Below are 25,189 nucleotides of genomic sequence, written 5' to 3' on the forward strand. Positions count from 1 at the left end.
AAATCTCTTTAAACTCTAGGTAAGAAAATTTCAGCCATCATACAACGTGCACTTCCTCCACCACAAGCCTCAATAGTGTCCAAACTAGAACTCAAAATAGTAACATGCTCCTCTAGTTGCGTAATTTGTTTTTTAGTCAATGATTGATGAGCAGCTGCACTCATTACTAAATATCTTCGCTCATCCGATCCTTTTACTTCGAGCATATTACCTGCAAAGTTATTCACTTGTTCTTCACTAATAAGAATCACTTGTTTATCGTCATTTTTCAAGCTATCAATTACCATTTTACGCTCTTTTTTATCATCAATGGCATCAGCACAAAGTACAGCAAAAGTTTCTCCCAAACACATCATCACATTGGTGTGATAAATTAATTTACGCTCCATGTTTACCGTTTGAAAGGCTTCAAAAATTACAGGAGCAAAATCAAAATCTTCGCAAAACTCAATAAACAACTCTTCGTCAGCTCTTGGCGAAAGCGCACAATAAGCTTTACCATTCGCACGATCCAACAACAAACTGCCTGTTCCTTCTAAAAATATACTGTCCCTTTCAGCTTCGGTATAATCCATTATTTCATTAATAACAAAGCCTTCATCTTCTAAAATATCCAAAATTTCCTCTCTTCGTTCTAAACGACGATTTTCGGCAAACATTGGATATAAAACAACATCTCCATTTTCGTGAAAAGAAATCCAATTATTTGGAAAAATACTATCCGGAGTATCTGGAGTAAGCGTATCATCTACCACAATTACATTCACTCCAACCGAACGCAATTTTTTGACAAAAGTATCAAATTCTTCTTGCGCTTTGGCATTAACAGTAGCCGGTAAAAGTCCATCTAATACTTTTTGGTAATAATTATTTACAGCTGTTTGCTCATTCATTCTGAAGGCAATTGGGCGAATCATCAAAATACAATTGGTCGTTTGTTTCATGTCATTTTATTGTACTAAATAGACTAAAATAGTCTGGTTATTTTTTTAATTATCCTTTAATCTCTAATTAATGGTAAGGTTGAACAACGCAATAATCCTTCTTGTTTAGCTATCTCAGCATAGGGAATTTCTTCAACAATAAAATCCTTACTTCGTAACCAATTATTTAATCTAGTAAAATTCTTTTCAGAAACCACAACATTAGGAGCAATAGAGAATACATTAGAATTCATATCATACATTTCGTCTCTTGTAATATGAAACAAATTTTCCTTTCCAAAAAGATTAACCAAAAATAAATAATCAAATTCTTCTCTAAACCCATTTTTATAAATGATTCCTTTGTCGTTTCCAACAGGTTGAAAACAGCAATCTAAATGTAATGCATTATCTCGAGCTTCCAACTTTGACTTAACTAAATCAAAATCTTTTACTATTTTTTTTGGAAACAATTGTTTAATAAATTCAACCCCTTGCCAATTTGTTCTTGCAGTTATATAATCTTTGTAATCACTTCCTTTATACGTACCAATAAAAATATAATCGTTCCAAAGCATAACATCACCTCCTTCGATATGAACTTCTTCAGGCGGTCTAACCACTTTAATTGGATTAATTTGATCAATCACATATTGAATGGCATCCAATTCTCTTTCTCTATCCGGCAAAATATTTGATTTGATAAAAACATCATCAATAACAAATCCAATATCTCTAGCAAATATTTGATTATAATTGGGTATTAATTCTGGTCTGAGAACGGTTACATCATATTTTTGAAAAACAGAATTAAACGCCTCCATTTCAATAGTCATATCTTGTTCTTTTGGATAAGTACCTGCCAAGATATGCTCTAATGATTTTGGATCATAAGCTTCCTCTACTGTTGGAGTTGCCCCATTGCTATTTGCTAATCCTAAAATAACCTTTCTTAATCGCGACGTTTCATTTCTTACATTTAAATCTAACATTCTAATTTCAAATTATTTTAGAACCAAAAAAAGCTCCACTAATTTGTGAAGCTTTTTGCTTTTTATTTTATCTTTTATCTACTGTCAAAAATTCCCGTAAAGGATAACCAACATAAACTTGTCTTGGTCGGCCAATAGGCTCTTTGTTTTCTCTCATTTCTTTCCATTGGGCAATCCAGCCTGGTAAACGACCAATAGCAAACATCACTGTAAACATATCCGTAGGAATACCTAAAGCTCTATAAATAATGCCTGAATAAAAATCAACGTTAGGATACAAACTTCTTGATTTAAAATAATCATCTTCTAAGGCTGCAACTTCTAACTTTTTAGCAATTTCAAGAATAGGATCTTCAACACCCAAAGTGGCTAAAACTTCGTCTGCTGCTTTCTTAATAATTCGGGCTCTAGGATCAAAATTCTTATAAACTCTATGACCAAATCCCATCAATCGGAATGGATCATTTTTATCTTTAGCTTTTGACAAATACTTTTCAGTATCACCACCATCTTTATGAATTTCTTCAAGCATTTCTAAAACTGCTTGATTAGCTCCTCCATGCAAAGGTCCCCACAGAGCAGAAACTCCAGCAGAAATAGACGCAAATAAACCAGCATGAGATGAACCTACCATACGCACAGTTGAGGTAGAACAGTTTTGCTCATGATCCGCATGAAGTATAAATAATTTATCTAATGCATTAACTACTACAGGATCTGCACTATAAGGCCCCGTAGGCAATTCAAACATAAGACGCATGAAATTCTCTACATATCCTTTCGTATTATCGTAATAGTTCAATGGATACCCCATACTTTTTCTATAGGTCCAAGTAGCGATAACAAGGAATTTACCCATTGTCTTGCATACCGCTTCATACATCTCTTTTTCGTTTTCTACATTAACCGATTTTGGGTTAAAGGCAGTTAAAGCGCTAGTCAAGGCAGACAAAACCCCCATTGGATGAGCAGTTTTTGGAAACCCATCAATGATGTTCTTCATTTCTTCGTTTACCAAAGTATGCTTGCGAATATCATTTTCAAATTGAATTAATTGCTCTGGCGTTGGTAATTCACCAAAAATCACTAGATAGGAAACTTCTAAAAAGTGTCCTTTTTCTGCTAAATCTTCAATCGAATACCCTCTATAGCGAAGGATTCCTAATTCGCCATCTAAAAAAGTAACTTCACTTTTACATGAACCAGAATTTTTATACCCTGGATCAATGGTAATCACTCCTGATAAATCTCTTAATTTACTAATATCAACAGCGCCTTCATTTTCACTTCCTACTATAAACGGAAGCTCAAATTTATTGCCATCAATTTCTAACGTTGCTATTTTTGACATAATATTATATATGGATATATTTAGATTAAATATTTCCCAAATCTAATGAATTTAGAACAAATTTAAAAACGAATTCATTCACCAACTTGTTAAATGTTTACAAAAAAAGCCATCTGAATAAACAGATGGCTTAAGCTATAAAAAAAATAATTCTTATTTTATATTAAATGCATTTTTACCAGGAAAATAAGCCGTAGCTTCAAGCTCTTCTTCTATTCTCAACAACTGATTGTATTTTGCCATACGATCAGAACGAGAAGCAGAACCTGTTTTAATTTGCCCACAATTTAAGGCTACTGCTAAATCAGCTATCGTATAATCTTCTGTTTCGCCAGATCTGTGAGACATAACTGAGGTATACCCTGCATTCTTCGCCATGTTTACAGCTGCTATTGTCTCAGTCAAAGTACCAATCTGATTCACTTTTACCAAAATAGAATTTGCGATTCCTTTTTCAATACCAGTGGATAAACGCTCCACATTAGTAACAAACAAATCATCTCCCACCAATTGAACTTTATCTCCAATTTTTTCAGTCAATAATTTCCATCCGTCCCAATCATTTTCTTGCATTCCATCCTCAATAGAGATAATTGGATACTTAGCCGCTAATTCTGCTAAATAATCAACCTGTTCTGCTGATGTTCTAACTTTACCTGTTGGACCTTCGAATTTAGAGTAATCATATTTACCATCAACATAAAACTCTGAAGCAGCACAATCTAACGCAATCATTACTTCGTCACCAAAAGTATATCCTGCAGCCTCAACTGCTTTTTTAATAGTATCCAAAGCATCTTCAGTACCACCTGCTAAATTTGGAGCAAAACCTCCTTCATCTCCAACAGCTGTAGAAAGACCTCTATCATGCAAAACTTTCTTAAGGTTATGGAAAATTTCAGTTCCCATTTGTAATGCATGCGAAAAAGAAGTTGCTTTTACGGGCATAATCATAAATTCTTGAAAAGCAATTGGAGCATCTGAATGAGAACCACCATTGATGATATTCATCATTGGCAACGGCAAAGTATTTGCTGAAACACCACCTACATAACGATACAAAGGAAGACCCAACTCATTAGCAGCGGCTTTTGCAGCGGCTAGAGAAACACCTAAAATAGCATTAGCTCCTAATTTTGATTTATTTGGAGTACCATCCAAATCAATCATCATTTGATCAATTTTATTTTGTTCGAATATAGAAGTTCCTACTAACTCTTCGGCAATAATAGTATTCACATTGTTAACAGCCGTTAAAACCCCTTTACCCAAAAATGCCTTACCACCATCTCTTAACTCAACTGCCTCATGTTCACCAGTTGATGCACCCGAGGGAACTGCTGCTCTACCTAAAATTCCATTTTCTGTAATCACATCAACTTCAATAGTAGGATTACCTCTTGAATCAAAAATCTGCCTTGCGAAAATTTTAACAATAATACTCATTATTCTTATATTTTTTGTTATTAATTTGTATTTTACTCAAAATTACGGAAATAAAATGATAATGATAAATAAAGAATAGACTATATTCTATAATTTATTAACGATAACGTTTTAGCTTTTCGCTTTTGCAATATTCTCAATAAACTGATCAAACAGATAAGAAGAATCATGAGGCCCTGGACTGGCTTCAGGATGATACTGAACAGAAAAGCAATTTTTATTTTTCATTCTCATACCCGCAACAGTTAAATCATTTAAGTGTAAATGTGTAATTTCCATATCAGGATGTTGTTCTAATTCTTCTTTGTTTACTGCAAAACCATGATTTTGTGATGTAATCTCACCTTTACCACTAATTAAATTAGTAACAGGATGATTAATACCACGATGCCCGTTAAACATTTTGTAAGTAGAAATCCCGTTAGCGAGAGCAATTACTTGATGTCCTAAGCAAATACCGAACAAAGGTTTATCTTTTTCAATTATTTGTTTGGCAACAGCAATAGCACCATGCAGCGGATCTGGATCCCCAGGACCATTTGACAAAAAGAAGCCATCTGGGTTAAAAGAAGCTAATTCATCATAAGAAGCATCATAGGGATACACTTTAATATAACAATCTCTTTTTGCTAAATTTCGTAAAATATTAGTTTTTATACCCAAATCTAATGCCGCGATTTTATATTTGGCGTTTTCATCACCATAGAAATAAGTAGTTTTTGTTGACACTTGTGAAGCCAACTCTAGTCCCTTCATATCTGGAACTTTAGACAATGCAACTTTTAATTCTTCAATAGGGGTACCATCAGTACAAATAACTGCATTCATAGCACCATTCTCTCTAATATAAGCTACAAGTGCTCTAGTATCAACATCTGAGATGCCAATTAAATTTTGCTGTTCAAAGTAAGCCTCAAGGCTTTCCTTAGCATCTGGTCTTGAATAATTAAAGCTAAAATTTTTACAGATTAAACCAGAAATTTTGATAGTATCTGACTCAACCTCTTTATCATTAACACCATAATTTCCTATGTGTGCATTAGTAGCTACCATTAATTGACCAAAATAAGATGGATCAGTAAAGATCTCTTGATATCCGGTCATTCCTGTATTAAAACAAACCTCACCAAAAGCGACTCCGCTAATACCAATTGATTTTCCGTAAAAAATTGTTCCATCACTAAGTAAAAGTAAAGCTTGTTGTCTAGTTGTATATTTCATATGTAGTAAAAAATTTTGCAAATTTAAAATTTAAAAGAAGGCGAAACAATTTAAATCAACAATAAGTAAATAAAAAATGTATCAAATTAAGAATCAAAAAAAAAGGATAAACTATAAATAGCTTATCCTCATTTTCTTTATCGAATGATTATTTTCATAATTATTCAGCAGCCTCTGCAGTTGGTTCAGCACTCTCAGCAGGAGCCTCAGTAGCTTCTTCTGATTTTTTAGCTTTACCACCACGACGGCTTTTTGCTTTTTTAACTTCTTTTTTACCTCCGTTATAAAGTTCGTTAAAATCAACTAGTTCGATCATTGCCATATCAGCATTATCTCCTAAACGATTTCCAACTTTAATAATACGAGTATATCCACCAGGACGGTCTCCAACTTTTGCAGCAACATCTCTGAATAAATCAGTTACAGCATATTTACTACGTAAATAAGAGAAAACGATACGACGATTGTGAGTTGTATCAGCTTTAGATTTTGTTATAAGCGGCTCAACAAATTGTTTAAGCGCTTTGGCCTTAGCAACAGTAGTATTAATACGTTTGTGCTCAATAAGAGAACAAGCCATATTAGCTAGCATAGATTTTCTATGTGCAGTCTGTCTGCTTAAGTGATTATTTTTTTTTCCGTGTCTCATTGCTTTATGAATTTAATCACACCTTTAGGTGGATTAGATTATTCTTTATCTAGTTTGTATTTTGTTAAATCCATTCCAAAAGTAAGATTCTTAACTGCTACTAATTCATCTAGTTCAGTCAAAGATTTTTTACCGAAATTACGGAACTTCATTAAGTCATTTTTATTAAAAGATACTAAATCACCAAGTGTATCAACTTCAGCCGCTTTCAAACAATTTAAAGCTCTAACAGACAAGTCCATATCAACAAGCTTAGTTTTAAGCAATTGTCTCATATGTAATGATTCTTCATCATAAGACTCCGTTTGTGCAATTTCGTCAGCCTCAAGTGTAATTCTTTCATCAGAAAACAACATGAAATGGTGAATTAAAACTTTTGCAGCTTCAGTAAGAGCATCTTTTGGATTGATTGAACCATCAGTTTTAATTTCAAAAACTAATTTTTCATAATCTGTTTTTTGCTCAACACGGAAGTTTTCAATAGCATATTTTACATTTTTTACTGGAGTAAAAATTGAATCTGTAAAAATAGTACCAATTGCAGCATTCTGTTTTTTGTTCTCCTCTGCAGGAACATATCCTCTACCTTTTTCAATAGTTAAATCAAAACTTAATTTGATTTTACTGTCTAAATTACAGATCACAAGTTCTGGATTTAAAACTTGGAAACCTGAAATAAATTTTTGAAAATCACCAGCTGTTAATTGATCTTTACCAGAAACAGAAATAGTAACTGATTCATTATCTATATCTTCAATTTGACGTTTAAAACGTACTTGCTTAAGATTTAAAATAATTTCGGTAACATCTTCAACAACTCCTGAAATAGTGGAAAACTCATGATCTACACCTTCGATACGAACAGATGTTATTGCATATCCTTCTAATGCTGAAAGCAAAACTCTTCTAAGTGCATTACCAACGGTCAATCCGTACCCAGGTTCTAAAGGTCTAAATTCAAATTTACCTTCAAAATCGGTTGAATCGATCATGATAACTTTATCGGGCTTCTGAAAATTAAATATTGCCATAAATTTCGACTAAGTCAATTATTATTTGTTGTACAACTCTACGATTAATTGTTCTTTAATGTTTTCAGGAATCTGAAGTCTTGCAGGTACAGAAACAAAAGTTCCTTCCTTTAGATCATTATTCCAAGTAATCCATTCATAAACATGACTTGAATTAGACAAAGATCGCTCGATAGCTTCTAATGATTTAGACTTTTCACGAACAGCAACTTTATCACCAGGTTTAAGGTGGTAAGAAGGAATATTAACCACTTCACCGTTAACAGTAATGTGTCTGTGAGATACGATTTGACGCGCCCCTCTTCTAGATGGAGCAATCCCCATTCTAAAAACAACATTGTCTAATCTTGATTCGCACAATTGTAATAAAACTTCACCAGTAACACCTTTAGTAGCTGATGCTTTTTCAAATAAATTTCTGAATTGTTTTTCTAAAATTCCATAAGAATATTTAGCTTTTTGCTTTTCCATCAACTGAACAGCATACTCAGATTTTTTTCCTCTTTTTTTAGCCATCCCGTGTTGTCCAGGAGGGTAATTTCTTTTTTCGAAAGCTTTATCGTCTCCGAAAATTGCTTCGCCGAATTTACGTGCGATTCTTGTGCTTGGACCAGTATATCTTGCCATTTTAAATTGTTTAAGATAGAGATTATGAATTCAGGTCTTATCCTTCGATAATCTATATTCTATCTAGGTTATACTATAATTTTTTGAGTATTAAACTCTACGTCTTTTAGGAGGACGACATCCATTATGTGGCATTGGAGTAACATCGATAATTTCAGTAACTTCAATTCCACCATTATGTAATGAACGGATAGCAGACTCACGTCCGTTTCCTGGTCCTTTTACATAAACTTTCACTTTTTTAAGTCCAGCCTCAAGAGCTACTTTACTACAATCTTCTGCTGCCATTTGAGCTGCATATGGAGTGTTCTTTTTTGAACCTCTAAAACCCATTTTACCAGCTGAAGACCAAGAAATAACTTCACCTTTTTTGTTTGTTAACGAAATGATGATGTTATTGAAGGTAGCAGAAATATGAGCCTCACCCGTTGATTCAACGATAACTTTACGTTTTTTTGCAGTTGCTTTAGCCATATTACTTATTATTTAGTTGCTTTTTTCTTGTTAGCAACAGTTTTTCTTTTACCTTTTCTAGTTCTAGAGTTATTTTTAGTTCTTTGTCCTCTCAATGGAAGACCAGATCTATGACGAATACCTCTGTAACAACCAATATCCATCAAACGCTTGATGTTTAAAGAAACCTCAGAACGTAATTCTCCTTCAATTTTGAAGGCTGAAACCGCTTCACGAATTGCTCCGATTTCATCATCATTCCAATCTTGAACTTTTTTATCTTGGCTTACTTGAGCTTTCTCTAAAATCTCAATTGCTCTACTTTTTCCTAATCCGAAGATGTAGGTAAGTGCTATTACACCTCTCTTGTTTTTTGGGATATCTACCCCTGCTATTCTTGCCATAATTATCCTTGTCTTTGTTTAAATCTAGGATTCTTTTTGTTGATTACGTATAATCTGCCTTTTCTACGTACAATAATGCACTCGGCGCTTCTTTTTTTAACTGATGCTCTTACTTTCATTTTGAATATCTTTAATATCTATAAGTAATTCTTGCTTTAGACAAATCGTAAGGGCTCATTTCTAATTTCACTTTATCACCAGGTAATAATTTGATATAATGCATACGCATTTTACCAGAAATATGAGCAATTACAATATGTCCATTTTCTAATTCTACACGGAACATAGCATTGGATAATGCCTCAATAATTGATCCGTCTTGTTCTATTGCTGATTGTTTTGCCATAAAATTAAGCTACTGCTTTTCTATTTTTACCACTTTTCATCAAACCATCATAATGTTTATTCAACAGATATGAATTAATTTGCTGCATTGTGTCTATAGCAACACCAACCATAATGATTAATGAAGTACCTCCAAAAAACATTGCCCAAGATTGCTGCACATCCATAATACTTACGACAATAGCTGGGAACACAGCGATTAAAGCAAGAAATAATGACCCTGGAAAAGTAATTAAAGACATCACTTTATCAAGATAATCAGATGTTTCTGCACCCGGTCTAACACCTGGTATAAAACCTCCGCTTCTTTTCAAATCATCAGACATCTTATTAGTAGGCACAGTGATTGCAGTGTAAAAGAATGTAAAGATAACTATTAAGCTAGCAAATACAAAATTATACCAAAAACCAAAAATATTACTAAAAGCACTAACAATTGTTTGAGAAGTTTCTGACTTCGATAAACCAGCTACAGCTGCAGGAATAAACATAATTGCTTGCGCAAAGATAATTGGCATAACACCAGAAGCATTTAGCTTCAAAGGAATCCATTGTCTATTTCCACCCATCATATCTTGTTCGAAATCACCTGAAGTCGTACGACGTGCATATTGTACAGGTATTTTTCTAACTGCCATTACAAGTAATACACAAGAAATAATTACCAACAACCAAATAATAATTTCGATAACCAATAACATTGGTCCACCATTATTGTTAGTCACCCTTGTAGTAAACTCTTGAATAAAGGCCTGTGGGAATCTAGCTAAGATACCTACCATTATTAACAGTGATATACCATTTCCAATCCCTTTATCGGTGATTTTTTCACCTAACCACATTGCAAAAATTGTTCCTGTTACCAGAATAACAACTGAAGAAAATAAGAATTCAAAAGAATTAAAACCTAACAAAAAGGCACTACTTGGTAATGTTCTGTAAAGATTGTAGATATAAGTTGGACCTTGAACTAAAGTAATCCCAATAGTTAACCAACGAGTAATCTGGTTGATCTTCTTTCTGCCACTTTCACCATCACTTTGCAATTTTTGTAAATAGGGAATCGCAATTCCCATCAACTGAACTACAATAGAAGCTGAAATGTAAGGCATGATACCTAAAGCAAAAACCGACGCTTTAGAAAATGCACCACCAGTAAACATATCCAATATCGAACCGATACCCTCTTTAGTTTGACCAGCTAAACCTGTTAATTGAGTAGCATCAATTCCCGGTAATGTAACGTGTGCACCAAAACGATAAACTAAAAGAAGTCCTAATGTAATAAGAATTCTATTTTTTAGTTCCTCAATCTTCCAAACATTACTTAATGATTCAAAAAATTTCTTCATATTAGTTGAAAAATTATAATGTTACCGCTTCGCCTCCAGCAGCTTCGATAGCAGCTTTTGCAGTAGCAGTAAATTTGTGAGCAGATACCTTTAATTTCGCTTTCAATTCTCCTCTTCCTAAAATCTTAACGATTTCATTTTTTGTAGCCAAACGGTTTGCAACAAAAACTGTCATATCAACAGTATCGGTTACAACACCATTATCAACCAATAATTGAAGGGTATCTAAATTAACACCTTCGTATTCTTTACGATTGATGTTTGTGAAACCAAACTTAGGAACACGTCTTTGAAGGGGCATTTGTCCACCTTCAAAACCAATCTTTTTAGAATAACCAGAACGAGATTTAGCTCCTTTGTGACCTCTTGCAGAAGTACCACCTTTACCAGAACCTTCTCCTCTACCTAATCGTTTATTTTGATTGTGTGTAGAACCCTCAGCAGGTTGTAAATTACTTAAATTCATACCAGTATTTGTTATTTAATTTCTTCAACAGAAACTAAGTGTTTAACTTTATTTATCATCCCAAGGATAGCAGGATTTGAATCATGCTCTACAACTTGTCCCATTTTACGTAAACCTAAAGCCTCTAAACCTCTTTTTTGAGTAAGAGGACAGTTGATTTTACTACGTACTTGTTTTACTAATAATTTAGCCATAATTTCCTTGAATTAACCTTTAAAAACTTTCTCTAATGAAACCCCTCTTTGTCTTGCAACAGTATGAGCGCTTCTCATTTGTAATAAAGCGTCAAAAGTTGCTTTAACCACATTATGAGGATTAGATGATCCTTGAGATTTTGATAATACATCGTGAATACCTACTGACTCAAGAACTGAACGAACAGCTCCACCAGCAATAACTCCAGTACCATGAGAGGCAGGAATTAAAAATACACGTGCACCACCAAATTTACCTTTTTGTTCGTGAGGAACAGATTGACCATTCAAAGGAATTCTAACTAAATTTTTCTTAGCATCTTCTACTGCTTTAGCAATAGCTTCAGAAACATCTTTAGATTTACCTAATCCGTGCCCAACTACACCGTTTTCATCACCTACAACTACAATAGCAGAAAAACCGAAAGCTCTACCACCTTTTGTAACTTTAGTAACACGATTTACACTTACCAAACGATCTTTTAATTCAAGACCACTTGGTTTTACTAACTCTATATTCTTGTACTTATTAGACATACTATATTAGAATTTAAGCCCAGCCGCTCTTGCGCCTTCTGCTAATGATTTAATACGACCATGATATAAATAACCTCCTCTGTCGAAAGTTACTGTTTCAATACCAGCTTTCAAAGCTTTCTCTGCAACTAATTTACCAACTGCAGTTGCAACTTCAATATTCGTACCTTTTCCTATTTCTTTTTCTCTTGAAGAGGCAGCTAACAAAGTAACACCATTTACGTCATCAATTAATTGAGCATAAATTTCTTTGTTACTTCTAAAAACAGATAGTCTCGGTTTAGTAGCTGAACCACTAATCGTTTTTCTAATTCTGAATCTAATTCTCTGTCTTCTTTCAGGTTTTGTTAATGACATAATCTTATTTTTTAAGCTGATTTACCTGCTTTTCTTCTTAATACTTCACCTACAAATTTAACCCCTTTACCTTTGTAAGGCTCTGGTTTACGGAAACCTCTAATTTTGGCAGCAACTTGTCCTAAAAGTTGTTTATCAAAAGAAGTTAACTTAACAATTGGGTTCTTTCCTTTTTCAGAAATAGTTTCCAAAGTCACCTCTGGAGCAATTTCTAAAATAATATTGTGAGAAAAACCTAAAGCTAAATCTAGTTTTTGTCCTTGATTTGAAGCTCTATAACCTACTCCAACCAATTCTAAAGATTTAGTAAAACCTTCACTTACACCAACAATCATATTATTGATTAAAGAACGGTACAAACCGTGCTTTGCTCTTTGGTCTTTGTGATCAGACGATCTTTCAATTGTAACTTGACCGTCTTCAACTTTTACAGTAACATCTGAGAATTCCTGTGTTAGTTGACCATTTTTTCCTTTTACAGTAATAATACCATCTTTAACTTCAACAGTTACTCCGGCAGGGATTACAATTGGACTTTTACCTATTCTTGACATCTTATCTAGTCTTTAAAAATTAGTATACGTAACAAATTACTTCTCCTCCAACATTCAATTGCTTAGCTTGTTTTCCTGTCATCAAACCTTTTGATGTAGAAACAATAGCAATCCCCAATCCATTAAGGATTCTAGGCAATTTAGAAGCACCTGCGTATTTACGTAAACCTGGTTTACTAATTCTTTGGATATCTTTAATTACAGGCTCTTTAGTAACTTTATCGTACTTCAAAGCAATTTTGATAGAACCCTGAACGGTGTTGTTCTCAAATTTGTAACTTAAGATGTAACCTTGATCGAATAAGATCTTAGTTATTTCTTTTTTTAGATTAGAAGCCGGAATTTCAACAACTTTGTGGTTTGCAGCCACAGCGTTTCTAACTCTCGTCAAATAATCTGCAATTGGATCTGTATACATATGTATTAATTTGCGGTAACGGTTTTCGAACTATTCGAACCTGAAACCAGTTTATAAATGTGAAAAAACAGACGTGATTACTCACGTCTGAATATTATTTTCTACCAAGATGCTTTTTTAACACCTGGTATCAATCCATTGTTAGCCATTTCACGGAATGTAACACGTGAAATACCGAATTGACGCATATATCCTCTTGGTCTACCTGTCAATTTACAACGATTGTGCAAACGAACTGGTGAAGCATTTTTCGGTAATTTTTGCAAACCTACGAAATCTCCAGCTTCTAACAAAGCTTTTCTTTTCTCAGCATACTTAGCTACCGTTTTTTCTCTTTTCACCTCACGGGCTTTCATTGATTCTTTAGCCATATCTTAATTCTTTTTAAAAGGTAAACCTAATTCAGCCAACAATGACTTTGCTTCTTTATCTGTTTTTGCAGAAGTAACAAAGGAAATATCCATACCAGATATTTTGTTTACTTTATCAATATCAATTTCTGGGAAAATGATTTGTTCTAAAACTCCTAAGTTATAATTTCCTCTTCCGTCAAAACCTGTAGATTTAATACCACTGAAGTCTCTTACACGAGGTAAAGATGAAGTAATAAGTCTATCTAAAAACTCATACATTCTTTCTCCACGTAAAGTCACTTTTGCACCAATAGGCATCCCTTTTCTAAGTTTAAAAGACGCAACGTCTTTCTTAGAAATAGTAGCTACTGCTTTTTGTCCAGTAATCTTAGTCAACTCCTCAACTGCATAGTCAATTAGTTTTTTATCAGATACTGCTGCACCAACTCCCTTACTCAAAACAATTTTTTCCAATTTTGGAACTTCCATTATATTTGAGTAACCGAACTCTTCTTTAAGAGCAGCAATAACTCTGCTCTTATATTCTTCTTTTAGTCTAGGTATATATGCCATTACTATAGTACTTGATTAGATTTTTTTGAAAATCTTACTTTCTTATCTCCTTCTACTCTAATACCTACTCTTGTAGTTTCCTTAGTTTTAGGATCTATAAGAGCAATGTTAGAAATTTGTATAGAAGCTTCCTTTTTTACAATACCACCTTGAGGGTTTTTAGCACTTGGCTTCGTGTGTTTAGAAACCATGTTTACACCTTCAACAATCGCTTTGTTTTTCTCACGGTAAACACGTAATACTTTACCTTCCGCACCTTTATGGTCTCCAGCAATTACTCTTACGATATCTCCTGATTTTATTTTTAGCTTTATCATCTTATAACGAATTAAAGCACTTCTGGTGCTAATGATACAATTTTCATGAATTGTTTTTCACGAAGTTCTCTTGCTACCGGACCAAAAACACGAGTTCCTCTCATTTCACCAGCTGCGTTTAACAACACACATGCATTGTCATCAAATCTGATGTATGAACCATCGGCTCTTCTTACTTCTTTTTTGGTACGTACAACCACTGCAGTTGAAACAGCTCCTTTTTTTACGTTTCCGTTTGGAGTTGCATCTTTGATAGAAACTACAATCTTGTCACCAACAGAGGCATACCTTCTTTTGGTACCTCCTAAAACACGGATAGTTAAAACTTCTTTAGCTCCTGTGTTATCTGCTACTTTTAGTCTTGATTCTTGTTGTACCATAATTATTTAGCTCTTTCTAAGATTTCAACTAATCTCCAACATTTTGATTTACTCAAAGGACGCGTTTCGCTAATTCTTACAGTATCTCCAATGTTACAGTCGTTTGTTTCGTCGTGTGCCACAAATTTCTTTGTTTTCAACACGAACTTACCGTATAATGGGTGCTTTACTTTAGTTACTTGAGCAACAACAATAGACTTATCCATTTTGTTTGAAGTAACCACACCAATTCTTTCTTTTCTTAAATTTCTTTTTTCCATCTTTCAGCAGATTACAATTATTGTAACTCTCTTTTAGTAAGTTCTGTAGCTAATCTAGCAACCGTTCTACGCACACTTCTAATTTGAAGTGGATTTTCGATCGGAGAAATAGCGTGAGCCATTTTTAAATCGGCATAAACCTTTTTAGTTTGACTTAGTTTTTCTTGCAACTCGGCTGCAGAAAGATCTTTTATTTCTGATTGTTTCATAATAATATAGATTATGCTTCGAAATCTCTTGCAACAACGAATTTAGTTTTCACTGGAAGCTTTTGAGCTGCTAGACGTAACGCCTCTTTAGCAACTGACAAAGGAACTCCTCCAACTTCGAACATGATTCTTCCGGGTTTAACTACAGCTGCCCAATATTCTACGGCACCTTTACCTTTACCCATACGTACCTCAAGAGGTTTCTTAGTGATTGGTTTGTCTGGGAATATTTTAATCCATAATTGTCCTTCTCTTTTCATATAACGAGTTGCAGCGATACGTGCAGCTTCGATTTGACGAGAGGTTAAGAACATTCCATCTTCATGTACAGATTTAATACCAAACATTCCATTTGAAAGTTCATGTCCTCTTTGAGAATTCCCTTTCATTTTACCCTTTTGTACCTTACGATACTTTGTTCTTTTAGGCTGTAACATTTTTCTTTAGTTTAAAAATTTACTTTCTTTTACGAGCGTCTGGTTTTCCACCTTTGTTGAAAGGCTTTCTGTCTCCTCTAGATGAATCTCCTCCTTTACCACCAGCTTGTTTTTTATCCATGCCAGCAAGCGGAGAAAGATCTCTCTTTCCGTAAACTTCACCTTTCATGATCCACACTTTAATTCCCATTCTACCATATGTAGTATGAGCTTCTGCAAGTGCATAATCAATATCAGCTCTGAAAGTTGATAGAGGAATTCTACCTTCTTTGAAACCTTCTGAACGTGCCATCTCAGCACCATTCAAACGACCAGAGATTAAAACTTTAATTCCTTCAGCATTCATACGCATAGAGGCTGCGATGGCCATTTTAATGGCACGTCTGTAAGAAATTCTGCTTTCAATTTGACGACAGATGCTTGTAGCAACTAGATACGCGTCAAGTTCAGGTCTTTTAATTTCAAAGATGTTAATTTGAACCTCTTTGTCAGTAATTTTCTTGAGTTCTTCTTTTAACTTGTCTACCTCTTGTCCACCTTTTCCGATAATGATACCAGGTCTAGCAGTAGTGATAGTAACGGTTACAAGTTTCAAAGTTCTCTCGATGATTACTTTTGATACACTAGCTTTTGATAAACGAGCATGAACATACTTTCTGATTTTGTGATCTTCGGCTAATTTATCACCGTAATCATTTCCACCATACCAGTTTGAGTCCCATCCTCTGATGATACCAAGTCTATTTCCAATTGGATTTGTCTTTTGTCCCATGCTGCTTAAGAATTGCTTTGTGTGTTATTGATAGCTCCCAACACGATTGTCACGTGATTTGAACGTTTTCTTATTCTGTGTGCTCTTCCTTGTGGAGCTGGACGAAGTCTTTTCAACATCATTCCACCATCTACACGGATTTCCTTAACAAATAAACCAGCTTCTTCTAAACTAGCTTCACTATTTTTTTGCTCCCAGTTGTTGATTGCAGATAATAATAGTTTTTCTAATTTTCTTGAAGCTTCTTTAGAACTGAATCTTAATATGTTAAGTGCTCTTTCTACCTTCTGACCTCTTACTAGATCTGCTACTAAGCGCATTTTTCTAGGTGAAGTAGGGCAGTTATTTAACTTCGCGAAAGCAATAGACTTATTAGCCTCTTTTCTCGCATCTGCTGTTTCTCTTTTACGAACTCCCATTGCTTCTTATTTTTTACCTTTATTTTTTGCTCCAGCATGACCTCTAAAAGATCTAGTTGGTGAAAATTCTCCTAATTTATGTCCTACCATGTTTTCTGTAACGTAAACAGGTACAAACTGACGACCGTTATGAACTGCGATAGTTTGCCCAACAAAGTCAGGAGTAATCATAGAAGCTCTAGACCAAGTCTTTACTACTCCTTTATTTCCACCAGCGATGTTTTCTTCAACTTTCTTTTCTAACTTATAATGAACGAAAGGTCCTTTTTTTAATGAACGTGCCATATCTTATTATTTCTTTCTACGTTCTACGATATACTTGTTACTCGGGTTTTTCTTAGAACGTGTTCTATAACCTTTAGCTGGTATTCCATTTCTTGAACGTGGATGTCCACCAGAAGAACGTCCTTCACCACCTCCCATTGGGTGATCTACAGGGTTCATTGCAACAGGTCTTGTTCTAGGTCTTCTTCCTAACCATCTAGTTCTACCAGCTTTTCCTGATACTACTAATTGATGATCTGAATTAGAAACTGCCCCTATTGTAGCCGAACAAGTCAACAAGATCAATCTTGTCTCTCCTGATGGCATTTTAATAGTAGCGTATTTTCCATCTCTTGCCATTAATTGAGCAAATGTTCCAGCAGAACGAGCAATTACAGCTCCTTGACCTGGCCTCAATTCAATACAAGAAATTACAGTTCCAAGTGGAACTCTACTTAATGGCAAAGTATTACCAATCTCTGGTTGAGATTCTGGACCTGAAACAACTTTCTGACCAACTTTCAAACCATTTTGAGCGATAACATAAGTTTTCTCACCATCAGCATAAGCTAATAAAGCGATAAAAGCAGTACGATTTGGATCATATTCTATAGATTTTACCGTAGCAGGAATTCCTTCTTTTGTACGTTTAAAATCGATAATACGATATCTCTGCTTGTGACCACCACCCGTATAACGCATGGTCATCTTTCCTTGACTATTTCTACCTCCAGAGTTTTTTATCGGCGCTATCAAAGAGCGTTCCGGCTTATCAGTTGTAATAGCGTCATAACCATTCACAACTCTAAATCGCTGACCTGGGGTAATAGGTTTTAATTTTCTTACTGACATTTTATCTTAGATATTGTTGTAAAAATCAATTGTTTCTCCTTCTTGTACTTGTACAATTGCTTTTTTAATTGCATTTGTCTTTCCACTGATTAAACCACTTTTAGTGTATTTAGTAGTTCTGTCTGGTCTTACATTCATAGTGTTAACACTAACAACGTTTACTCCGTAAGCAGCTTCAACAGCCTTCTTAATTTCAACTTTGTTTGCTTTTCTGTTAACTTCGAATCCAAAACGGTTCAAAACTTCACTTTCTTTGGTTACTTTTTCCGTTACTATAGGTTTAATTATGATGCTCATATCCTATTATTTACTTAAATTATCTTCAATTACTTCCAAAGAACTCTCCAAAAGCACTAAATTATTAGCATTTAAAATAGCGTAAGTACTTAATTCTGAACTACTTACAACATTAGACGCCTTTAAATTACGTGACGACAAATATACATTTTTATTGGTATCACCCAATACAAATAGAGATTTTTTATTTTCTAACTCTAAAGCTTTCAAAACATTAATGAAATTTTTAGTGCTTGGTGTTTCAAAATTAAAGTCTTCCAAAACAATAATGTTTGATTCTTTAGCTTTAATAGAGAAAGCAGATTTTCTAGCCAATCTTTTTAAGTTTTTATTCAATTTGAATGAATAACTTCTTGGTCTTGGCCCAAAAACAGTCCCACCACCTTTAAACAAAGGATTTTTTGCACTACCCGCACGAGCAGTACCCGTTCCTTTTTGTTTTTTAATCTTACGAGTACTTCCTGCAACTTCAGCTCTTTCTTTAGCTTTGTGCGTACCTTGTCTTTGATTAGCAAGATATTGCTTAACATCAAGGTATACTGCGTGATTATTTGGTTCAATTGCGAATACTGAATCAGAAAGTTGAACTTTTCTTCCAGTATCTTTTCCGTTGAAATCTAATACTTTTACTTCCATTACTTCTGAATGATTACATAAGAGTTGTTATGCCCAGGAACACATCCTTTAATAACTAGTAAGTTCTTATCAGAAACTACTTTTAAAACTCTAAGGTTTTGAACTTTTACATTTTCTCCTCCCATTCTTCCAGCCATACGCATTCCTTTGAATACTCTAGATGGATAAGAAGAAGCTCCTACAGAACCTGGCGCTCTTAAACGGTTATGTTGACCATGAGTTGCTTGACCAACACCACCAAAACCGTGACGTTTCACAACCCCTTGAAAACCTTTACCTTTAGACACACCTTGTACATCCACAAATTCTCCTTCTTCAAAAATAGAAACATCGATAAGATCTCCTAATTTTTGTTCAGTTGCAAAATCTTGAAATTCAACGACTTTTTTCTTAGCAACAGTTCCCGCTTTTTTAAAGTGACCTAAAGCCGCTTTCGTGGAATGTTTCTCGTTTTTGTCATCGAAACCAAGTTGCAACGCTTCATACCCGTCAACCTCTTTGGTTCTGACTTGGGTAACAACACATGGTCCAGCTTCGATTACTGTACAAGGAATATTTTTCCCGTTTTCATCGAAAATACTAGTCATGCCGATTTTTCTACCAATTAACCCAGACATAAATATTAATTATTAATTATTAAATATAAATATAGAACGCAGCTTTTAAGCAAATTCTATTTTTTTTGTGGGTGCAAAGGTATAACTTATTTATACACAATCCAAAAAATATTTTTTTGCCTAAAAACAGCGTTCTTAAATACTCTAGAACTACTTAAACTTTGATTTCAACTTCAACTCCACTAGGCAATTCTAATTTCATTAAAGCATCAATTGTTTTAGATGAAGAAGAATAAATATCAATTAATCTCTTATATGACATTACTTCAAACTGCTCTCTTGCTTTCTTATTTACGTGCGGAGAACGCAATACTGTAAATAATTTTTTGTGTGTTGGCAATGGAATTGGACCAGTTACCACAGCACCAGTAGTTTTTACTGTTTTCACAATCTTTTCAGCAGATTTATCCACCAACATATGATCGTAAGATTTCAATTTTATTCTGATTTTTTGACTCATTTTCTTAAAGATTATGCGTTTCCTTTTGCTTTTTTGATAACTGCTTCTGAAATATTAGAAGGTGTTTCAGCGTAGTGTGAAAATTCCATTGTAGATGTTGCACGACCTGAAGATAAAGTTCTTAAAGTTGTAACATATCCGAACATTTCCGATAATGGAACATCAGCTTTAATAGTTTTTGCACCATTTCTATCACCCATGTCATTCACTTGACCTCTACGACGGTTAATATCACCAACGATATCCCCCATGTTCTCTTCAGGAGTAATAACTTCCATTTTCATGATAGGCTCAAGAATAATAGCACCAGCAGCTTTAGCAACTTCTCTATAACCCATTCTAGCCGCTAATTCAAAAGAAAGAGCATCAGAATCCACAGGGTGAAAAGATCCATCTAATAAAGTCACTTTCAAACTATCTACTTGATAACCAGCTAAAGGACCAGTTTTCATAGCTTCACGGAAACCTTTTTCGACTGCAGGAATATATTCTTTTGGAACGTTTCCTCCTTTTACCTCATTAACAAACTGCAATCCAACAGGAACTTTCCCATCAACCTCATCTGCAGGTTCTACTCTAAATACGATATCACCGAATTTACCACGACCACCAGATTGTTTTTTGTAAGTTTCTCTATGTTGAGCAGTTTTTGTAAACGCTTCTTTATATTCAACCTGAGGCTCACCTTGATTTACCTCAACTTTGAATTCACGTTTCATACGATCTACAAGGATATCCAAGTGCAACTCACCCATACCAGAGATAATAGTTTGCCCAGAAGCTTCATCAGTTCTAACAGTAAACGTAGGATCTTCTTCAGCTAATTTAGCCAAAGCCATACCCATTTTATCAACGTCAGCTTTAGTTTTAGGCTCAATAGCAATACCAATTACCGGCGCAGGGAATTTCATTGACTCCAAAATAATTGGGTGTTTTTCATCACACAATGTATCTCCAGTTTTGATGTCTTTAAATCCAACAGCTGCTCCAATATCACCTGCCTCGATATATTCGATTGGGTTTTGCTTGTTAGCATGCATTTGATAGATACGAGATATTCTTTCTTTGTTACCAGAACGAGTATTCAACACATAAGAACCAGCATCTAATCTTCCAGAGTAAGCACGGAAGAAAGCCAAACGACCTACGAATGGGTCAGTAGCAATCTTAAATGCTAATGCTGCGAAAGGTTCTTTTACATCTGGCTTACGCAAGATTTGAGTTTGATCCTCTTCAAGCAATTCAGCATCATCAGGATGGATTCCAGTAATACCTTCTTTATCCATTGGAGATGGCAAGTACTTACATACTGCATCTAACATGAATTGAACTCCTTTGTTTTTGAATGAAGAACCAGCGATCATTGGAATAATAGCCATATCCATTGTAGCCGCTCTTAATGCATTATTAATCTCTTCTTCAGTAATAGAATTTTCATCCTCCATATACTTATCCAAAAGATTCTCATCATAAGTAGCAATTTCCTCAATTAGAATTGAACGATAGTGCTTTACTTCGTCAACCATATCTGCAGGAATATCAACAATATCAAAAGTCGCTCCTTGTGTAGCATCATGCCAAACAATAGCTTGATTTTTAACCAAGTCAACCACCCCTTTAAAGTCATTTTCTTCACCAATTGGCAAAGTGATAGCTACCGCGTTTGATTTCAACATATCTTTTACTTGTTGACAAACTGCTAAGAAATTAGACCCTTGACGGTCCATTTTATTAACAAACCCCATACGAGGCACACGGTATTGATCAGCTAATCTCCAGTTAGTTTCAGATTGTGGCTCAACACCATCAACCGCACTAAATAAGAAAACCAATCCATCTAATACACGTAACGAACGGTTTACCTCTACGGTAAAGTCAACGTGACCAGGAGTATCGATAATGTTGAAGTGATACGGTTTAGATTCTGGTAAAATTTTACCTTGCTCTGTTGGAAAATTCCATTCACAAGTTGTAGCTGCAGAAGTAATAGTAATACCTCTTTCTTGCTCTTGTGCCATCCAGTCCATTGTTGCAGCACCATCGTGTACTTCACCAATTTTGTGTGATTTTCCAGTATAGAATAATATACGCTCAGTTGTTGTTGTTTTACCAGCATCAATGTGAGCAGCAATTCCAATATTTCTTGTAAATTTAAGATCTCTAGCCATTTCTTATGATTTAAAATCTAAAGTGAGAGAACGCTTTATTAGCTTCTGCCATTTTGTGAGTATCCATTCTTTTCTTAACAGCAGCACCTTCTTCTTTAGCCGCAGCTAAACATTCTGAAGCTAATCTTTGCGCCATTGATTTTTCGTTTCTTCTTCTTGAATAAAGAATCAACCATTTCATAGCCATAGATATTTTTCTGTCTGGACGAATTTGCATTGGGATTTGGAATGTAGCACCACCTACTCTACGGCTACGTACTTCTACGTGAGGCATAACGTTTGTTAAAGCATCTTTCCAGATTTCTAATGAAGTTTTTTCGTCATTTTGTTTTTTAGTCTCTATAATGTCAATTGCATCATAAAATACTTTAAACGCTGTAGATTTTTTACCATCCCACATTAAGTTATTCACAAAACGTGTCACCAGTTGATCATTAAATCTTGGATCTGGTAAAAGTGGTCTTTTCTTTGCCGCTCTTTTTCTCATGTCTTTTTTTTAATTTTTTGTCATTAGCATAACTTATCAAACAGAATTATAAATTCCATTTCAAAATCACACATTTAACTTTTTAAATTACTTTTTTGCTTCTTTTGGGCGTTTAGCACCATACTTAGATCTTCTTTGCGTTCTTCCAGCAACACCTGATGTATCAAGCGCACCACGAACGATGTGATATCTAACTCCTGGTAAATCTTTTACCCTTCCACCCCTAACTAATACTATCGAGTGCTCTTGTAAATTGTGTCCTTCTCCAGGGATGTAAGCATTCACTTCATTACCATTTGTCAAACGTACACGCGCAACTTTACGCATTGCAGAGTTTGGTTTTTTTGGTGTAGTAGTGTAAACACGCGTACAAACCCCTCTTCTTTGAGGACAAGAATCTAAAGCAACCGATTTACTCTTCTTAGTTATCTGAGTTCTTCCTGTTCTTACTAATTGTTGAATTGTTGGCATAATTAATACTAAAAATTTCTTATTATATTAAATTCCCGCTTTTTACGGGGTTGCAAATGTATAAAATATTTTTCACTATACAAACCTTAATTCATTAATTTTCAATATCCTTATTTTAGATTATGAAATCCATAACATTCAACAGATATTTGCGTTACTTTTATTTGAAATCAAACAAGTTGAAACATTTACTACACATAACCTTATTTCTTATTCTTTGCCAAATAAGCAACGGTCAACAACTTTTTTTAAAAATCAACGGTTCATCAGAAACTGAATCTAAAACCATTGATTCACTACATTACAATCAAGTTCATACAAAATCATCATCAATTGAAAAAGAAATCCTCTTAATTTCTAAAAAACTTACACAATTGGGCTACTTAGAAAACAGCTCAACTGAATTAATAAAAAAAAACGACAGCACATATATGATCGAATTTCACTTGAAAGAACAAACAAAGCACACCTATTTATATATAGGTAAAAATTCTGAAACAAAACAATTCATCGAAAGAGAAACAAAAAATGACACACTAGCCCTAAAATACACAGAAACATCATCATTTTTAGAAAAAACAATTGACAAACTCGAACAAATGGGTTATCCGTTAGCCAAAGTTCAATTAGAGAATATCAAAAGAAAAAAAAACAAACTAATTGCAGACTTAACAATACAACTGAATACTCAAAGAAAAATAAATCAAATCGTTTTAAAATTCAAGGAAGAAGAAAAAAAACAAAAATACTTTCCTTCAAACTATTTAACACAAATCAATAAAAAATTCAATAAAAAACTATTTAACCAGAACACCTTAAAAGAAATAAAAACAGAATTTGAAAATTATTCATTTGCAAAGCAAACCAAACAGCCCGAATTACTATTTAGCAAAGATTCAACAGTTATATATGTCTACATTGAAAAAAGAAAATCCAATTCATTTGATGGCTATTTAGGAATTGGCAACAACGAAGAAAAAAAGACCACCTTAAACGGTTATTTAGACATCCAACTCAACAACATGCTAAACGGTGGAGAAGATTTTTATTTGTATTGGAAAAGTGACGGAAACAATCAAAAAACATTTAGAACAGGCTTTACCTTAAACTATCTTTTCAAAACCCCGCTAGGACTGACCGCACAACTCAACATTTTCAAACAAGACAGCACCTTTCAAAATTCAAAAACAATATTAGACCTTAATTATCTGTTAGACCACAAAACGAAACTTTACATAGGAATCGAATCAACCACTTCAAGTGACATTCAAAACAGTAACAGTAATTTCATTAGCGACTTTAAAAGCCAATTTTTAACAATTGGACTCAACCATAAAAAAAACAACCCAAATACCCCTTTCTTTCCAGAAAAAACAAACATAGAATTTCGTTTTGGCATAGGAAAAAGAGCAACCCAAAATACTACAACAAATCCATCAAATCAAAAACAATATTTTATACACTTTAATCTCTCACACAACTTCATCATCAATACCAAAAACAGCTTCAACATAAAAAGTCAAAACTCTTATTTAAAAAGCAACACTTACTTAGCTAATGAATTATTTCGATTTGGAGGCTTATATTCCACAAGAGGATTCGCAGAAAACAGCCTGCAAGCCAATTATTTAAGCACAATAATTACAGAATACAGATACCTTATTAACCCATCACTATATTTACATTCCATACTTGATTACGCAATTTATAACGACAATAGCAATTCAATAATCCCTAAAAAAATTAACAATATAACAGGAATTGGATTTGGCATTGGAATTCAAACAAATAATGGTATTTTGAAATTTTCCATAACGAATGGAACAAATAACTACAAGGATATAAAGTTTTTTAACAGTATAGTAAACATATGTTATAATGTTAAATTTTAGCTTCA

The 25,189-nt window shown here is 34.1% G+C and carries 38 protein-coding genes; 1 reads left to right on the forward strand and 37 read right to left on the reverse strand.

Features of this window, described 5'->3' with window-relative positions; all coding sequences use genetic code 11:
- Nucleotides 1-8: 8 nt before the first annotated feature.
- The 37 genes from ctlX to rpsL all read right to left on the reverse strand — a co-directional run bounded on the left by ctlX (nt 9) and on the right by rpsL (nt 23,292).
- On the reverse strand, nt 9-944 hold the full coding sequence (gene ctlX, locus FLB_RS11765; RefSeq protein WP_064716163.1) for a citrulline utilization hydrolase CtlX: 936 nt from the start codon (nt 942-944) through the stop codon (nt 9-11).
- 56 nt (nt 945-1,000) lie between these two features.
- Nucleotides 1,001-1,915, reverse strand: coding sequence for a dimethylarginine dimethylaminohydrolase family protein (locus tag FLB_RS11770; RefSeq protein WP_064716164.1), 915 nt, complete (start codon nt 1,913-1,915; stop codon nt 1,001-1,003).
- 67 nt (nt 1,916-1,982) lie between these two features.
- Nucleotides 1,983-3,266, reverse strand: a complete 1,284-nt coding sequence (locus tag FLB_RS11775) for a citrate synthase (RefSeq protein WP_064716165.1) — start codon at nt 3,264-3,266, stop codon at nt 1,983-1,985.
- 153 nt (nt 3,267-3,419) lie between these two features.
- Nucleotides 3,420-4,712 carry a phosphopyruvate hydratase gene (eno, locus tag FLB_RS11780; protein ID WP_064716166.1) on the reverse strand — a complete coding sequence of 431 codons (1,293 nt, stop codon included), beginning with the start codon at nt 4,710-4,712 and terminating at the stop codon, nt 3,420-3,422.
- A gap of 111 nt (nt 4,713-4,823) precedes the next feature.
- The gene (gene carA, locus FLB_RS11785; protein WP_064716167.1) at nt 4,824-5,933 is read right to left on the reverse strand and encodes a glutamine-hydrolyzing carbamoyl-phosphate synthase small subunit; all 1,110 of its coding nucleotides are present in this window, start codon (nt 5,931-5,933) and stop codon (nt 4,824-4,826) included.
- Nucleotides 5,934-6,093: 160 nt separating this feature from the next.
- A complete protein-coding gene (rplQ, locus tag FLB_RS11790; protein ID WP_064716168.1) occupies nt 6,094-6,582 on the reverse strand; it encodes a 50S ribosomal protein L17 in 489 nt (162 codons plus the stop codon).
- 38 nt (nt 6,583-6,620) lie between these two features.
- Complete coding sequence (locus FLB_RS11795; RefSeq protein ID WP_064716169.1) at nt 6,621-7,613, reverse strand: DNA-directed RNA polymerase subunit alpha; 993 nt, start codon at nt 7,611-7,613, stop codon at nt 6,621-6,623.
- Between the two features lie 21 nt (nt 7,614-7,634).
- On the reverse strand, nt 7,635-8,240 hold the full coding sequence (gene rpsD / locus FLB_RS11800) for a 30S ribosomal protein S4 (protein ID WP_064716170.1): 606 nt from the start codon (nt 8,238-8,240) through the stop codon (nt 7,635-7,637).
- A 90-nt stretch (nt 8,241-8,330) separates the two neighbouring features.
- Complete coding sequence (rpsK, locus tag FLB_RS11805) at nt 8,331-8,714, reverse strand: 30S ribosomal protein S11 (protein WP_024981527.1); 384 nt, start codon at nt 8,712-8,714, stop codon at nt 8,331-8,333.
- A gap of 8 nt (nt 8,715-8,722) precedes the next feature.
- Nucleotides 8,723-9,097 (reverse strand): 30S ribosomal protein S13, encoded by a 375-nt coding sequence (gene rpsM, locus FLB_RS11810; RefSeq protein ID WP_064716171.1) that lies wholly within the window; start codon nt 9,095-9,097, stop codon nt 8,723-8,725.
- Between the two features lie 2 nt (nt 9,098-9,099).
- Nucleotides 9,100-9,216, reverse strand: a complete 117-nt coding sequence (gene ykgO, locus FLB_RS14145; RefSeq protein WP_002987490.1) for a type B 50S ribosomal protein L36 — start codon at nt 9,214-9,216, stop codon at nt 9,100-9,102.
- An 11-nt stretch (nt 9,217-9,227) separates the two neighbouring features.
- Nucleotides 9,228-9,443, reverse strand: a complete 216-nt coding sequence (infA, locus tag FLB_RS11815; protein WP_007136545.1) for a translation initiation factor IF-1 — start codon at nt 9,441-9,443, stop codon at nt 9,228-9,230.
- A gap of 4 nt (nt 9,444-9,447) precedes the next feature.
- Nucleotides 9,448-10,794, reverse strand: coding sequence for a preprotein translocase subunit SecY (gene secY / locus FLB_RS11820; protein ID WP_064716172.1), 1,347 nt, complete (start codon nt 10,792-10,794; stop codon nt 9,448-9,450).
- Between the two features lie 13 nt (nt 10,795-10,807).
- Nucleotides 10,808-11,260, reverse strand: coding sequence for a 50S ribosomal protein L15 (gene rplO / locus FLB_RS11825; protein ID WP_064716173.1), 453 nt, complete (start codon nt 11,258-11,260; stop codon nt 10,808-10,810).
- A gap of 11 nt (nt 11,261-11,271) precedes the next feature.
- Nucleotides 11,272-11,454 carry a 50S ribosomal protein L30 gene (gene rpmD / locus FLB_RS11830; protein WP_024981523.1) on the reverse strand — a complete coding sequence of 61 codons (183 nt, stop codon included), beginning with the start codon at nt 11,452-11,454 and terminating at the stop codon, nt 11,272-11,274.
- Nucleotides 11,455-11,466: 12 nt separating this feature from the next.
- Nucleotides 11,467-11,991, reverse strand: coding sequence for a 30S ribosomal protein S5 (rpsE, locus tag FLB_RS11835; protein ID WP_064716174.1), 525 nt, complete (start codon nt 11,989-11,991; stop codon nt 11,467-11,469).
- A gap of 6 nt (nt 11,992-11,997) precedes the next feature.
- Nucleotides 11,998-12,348, reverse strand: coding sequence for a 50S ribosomal protein L18 (gene rplR, locus FLB_RS11840; RefSeq protein ID WP_064716175.1), 351 nt, complete (start codon nt 12,346-12,348; stop codon nt 11,998-12,000).
- Nucleotides 12,349-12,359: 11 nt separating this feature from the next.
- Nucleotides 12,360-12,902 (reverse strand): 50S ribosomal protein L6, encoded by a 543-nt coding sequence (gene rplF / locus FLB_RS11845; protein ID WP_064716176.1) that lies wholly within the window; start codon nt 12,900-12,902, stop codon nt 12,360-12,362.
- Between the two features lie 19 nt (nt 12,903-12,921).
- Nucleotides 12,922-13,320 carry a 30S ribosomal protein S8 gene (rpsH, locus tag FLB_RS11850; protein ID WP_064716177.1) on the reverse strand — a complete coding sequence of 133 codons (399 nt, stop codon included), beginning with the start codon at nt 13,318-13,320 and terminating at the stop codon, nt 12,922-12,924.
- A gap of 101 nt (nt 13,321-13,421) precedes the next feature.
- Nucleotides 13,422-13,691, reverse strand: coding sequence for a 30S ribosomal protein S14 (rpsN, locus tag FLB_RS11855; protein WP_026707007.1), 270 nt, complete (start codon nt 13,689-13,691; stop codon nt 13,422-13,424).
- 3 nt (nt 13,692-13,694) lie between these two features.
- Nucleotides 13,695-14,246 (reverse strand): 50S ribosomal protein L5, encoded by a 552-nt coding sequence (gene rplE, locus FLB_RS11860; RefSeq protein ID WP_064716178.1) that lies wholly within the window; start codon nt 14,244-14,246, stop codon nt 13,695-13,697.
- A gap of 2 nt (nt 14,247-14,248) precedes the next feature.
- Nucleotides 14,249-14,563 (reverse strand): 50S ribosomal protein L24, encoded by a 315-nt coding sequence (gene rplX / locus FLB_RS11865; protein WP_026727873.1) that lies wholly within the window; start codon nt 14,561-14,563, stop codon nt 14,249-14,251.
- Nucleotides 14,564-14,574: 11 nt separating this feature from the next.
- Complete coding sequence (gene rplN / locus FLB_RS11870; protein ID WP_007803649.1) at nt 14,575-14,943, reverse strand: 50S ribosomal protein L14; 369 nt, start codon at nt 14,941-14,943, stop codon at nt 14,575-14,577.
- Nucleotides 14,944-14,945: 2 nt separating this feature from the next.
- Nucleotides 14,946-15,203, reverse strand: coding sequence for a 30S ribosomal protein S17 (gene rpsQ / locus FLB_RS11875; protein WP_024981515.1), 258 nt, complete (start codon nt 15,201-15,203; stop codon nt 14,946-14,948).
- 17 nt (nt 15,204-15,220) lie between these two features.
- Nucleotides 15,221-15,412, reverse strand: a complete 192-nt coding sequence (rpmC, locus tag FLB_RS11880) for a 50S ribosomal protein L29 (protein WP_031456038.1) — start codon at nt 15,410-15,412, stop codon at nt 15,221-15,223.
- A gap of 11 nt (nt 15,413-15,423) precedes the next feature.
- Nucleotides 15,424-15,849, reverse strand: a complete 426-nt coding sequence (rplP, locus tag FLB_RS11885) for a 50S ribosomal protein L16 (protein ID WP_017495016.1) — start codon at nt 15,847-15,849, stop codon at nt 15,424-15,426.
- A gap of 19 nt (nt 15,850-15,868) precedes the next feature.
- On the reverse strand, nt 15,869-16,621 hold the full coding sequence (gene rpsC, locus FLB_RS11890) for a 30S ribosomal protein S3 (RefSeq protein WP_024981513.1): 753 nt from the start codon (nt 16,619-16,621) through the stop codon (nt 15,869-15,871).
- Nucleotides 16,622-16,626: 5 nt separating this feature from the next.
- Nucleotides 16,627-17,040 (reverse strand): 50S ribosomal protein L22, encoded by a 414-nt coding sequence (gene rplV, locus FLB_RS11895; RefSeq protein ID WP_024981512.1) that lies wholly within the window; start codon nt 17,038-17,040, stop codon nt 16,627-16,629.
- A 6-nt stretch (nt 17,041-17,046) separates the two neighbouring features.
- Complete coding sequence (gene rpsS, locus FLB_RS11900) at nt 17,047-17,325, reverse strand: 30S ribosomal protein S19 (RefSeq protein WP_024981511.1); 279 nt, start codon at nt 17,323-17,325, stop codon at nt 17,047-17,049.
- A gap of 6 nt (nt 17,326-17,331) precedes the next feature.
- Nucleotides 17,332-18,156, reverse strand: a complete 825-nt coding sequence (gene rplB / locus FLB_RS11905; protein WP_064716179.1) for a 50S ribosomal protein L2 — start codon at nt 18,154-18,156, stop codon at nt 17,332-17,334.
- 6 nt (nt 18,157-18,162) lie between these two features.
- The gene (rplW, locus tag FLB_RS11910; RefSeq protein WP_064716180.1) at nt 18,163-18,453 is read right to left on the reverse strand and encodes a 50S ribosomal protein L23; all 291 of its coding nucleotides are present in this window, start codon (nt 18,451-18,453) and stop codon (nt 18,163-18,165) included.
- A gap of 6 nt (nt 18,454-18,459) precedes the next feature.
- Nucleotides 18,460-19,089, reverse strand: a complete 630-nt coding sequence (rplD, locus tag FLB_RS11915) for a 50S ribosomal protein L4 (RefSeq protein WP_064716181.1) — start codon at nt 19,087-19,089, stop codon at nt 18,460-18,462.
- Nucleotides 19,089-19,706, reverse strand: a complete 618-nt coding sequence (rplC, locus tag FLB_RS11920) for a 50S ribosomal protein L3 (RefSeq protein ID WP_024981507.1) — start codon at nt 19,704-19,706, stop codon at nt 19,089-19,091. Before rplC ends, rplD begins: the two co-directional genes overlap by 1 nt.
- A gap of 154 nt (nt 19,707-19,860) precedes the next feature.
- Nucleotides 19,861-20,166, reverse strand: coding sequence for a 30S ribosomal protein S10 (gene rpsJ / locus FLB_RS11925; RefSeq protein WP_007803605.1), 306 nt, complete (start codon nt 20,164-20,166; stop codon nt 19,861-19,863).
- A gap of 11 nt (nt 20,167-20,177) precedes the next feature.
- Nucleotides 20,178-22,334 (reverse strand): elongation factor G, encoded by a 2,157-nt coding sequence (fusA, locus tag FLB_RS11930; RefSeq protein WP_064716182.1) that lies wholly within the window; start codon nt 22,332-22,334, stop codon nt 20,178-20,180.
- Between the two features lie 10 nt (nt 22,335-22,344).
- Nucleotides 22,345-22,821: a 30S ribosomal protein S7 gene (rpsG, locus tag FLB_RS11935; RefSeq protein WP_026727879.1), complete on the reverse strand. Its 477-nt coding sequence runs from the start codon at nt 22,819-22,821 to the stop codon at nt 22,345-22,347.
- Nucleotides 22,822-22,908: 87 nt separating this feature from the next.
- A complete protein-coding gene (gene rpsL, locus FLB_RS11940; protein WP_007136570.1) occupies nt 22,909-23,292 on the reverse strand; it encodes a 30S ribosomal protein S12 in 384 nt (127 codons plus the stop codon).
- 179 nt (nt 23,293-23,471) lie between these two features.
- Here rpsL and FLB_RS11945 point away from each other — a divergent pair, with 179 nt between their 5' ends.
- A complete protein-coding gene (locus FLB_RS11945; RefSeq protein WP_157490610.1) occupies nt 23,472-25,184 on the forward strand; it encodes a hypothetical protein in 1,713 nt (570 codons plus the stop codon).
- Nucleotides 25,185-25,189: the final 5 nt, after the last annotated feature.

The organism is Flavobacterium succinicans (genome assembly GCF_001662485.1).
Classification (GTDB): Bacteria; Bacteroidota; Bacteroidia; order Flavobacteriales; family Flavobacteriaceae; genus Flavobacterium; species Flavobacterium succinicans_A.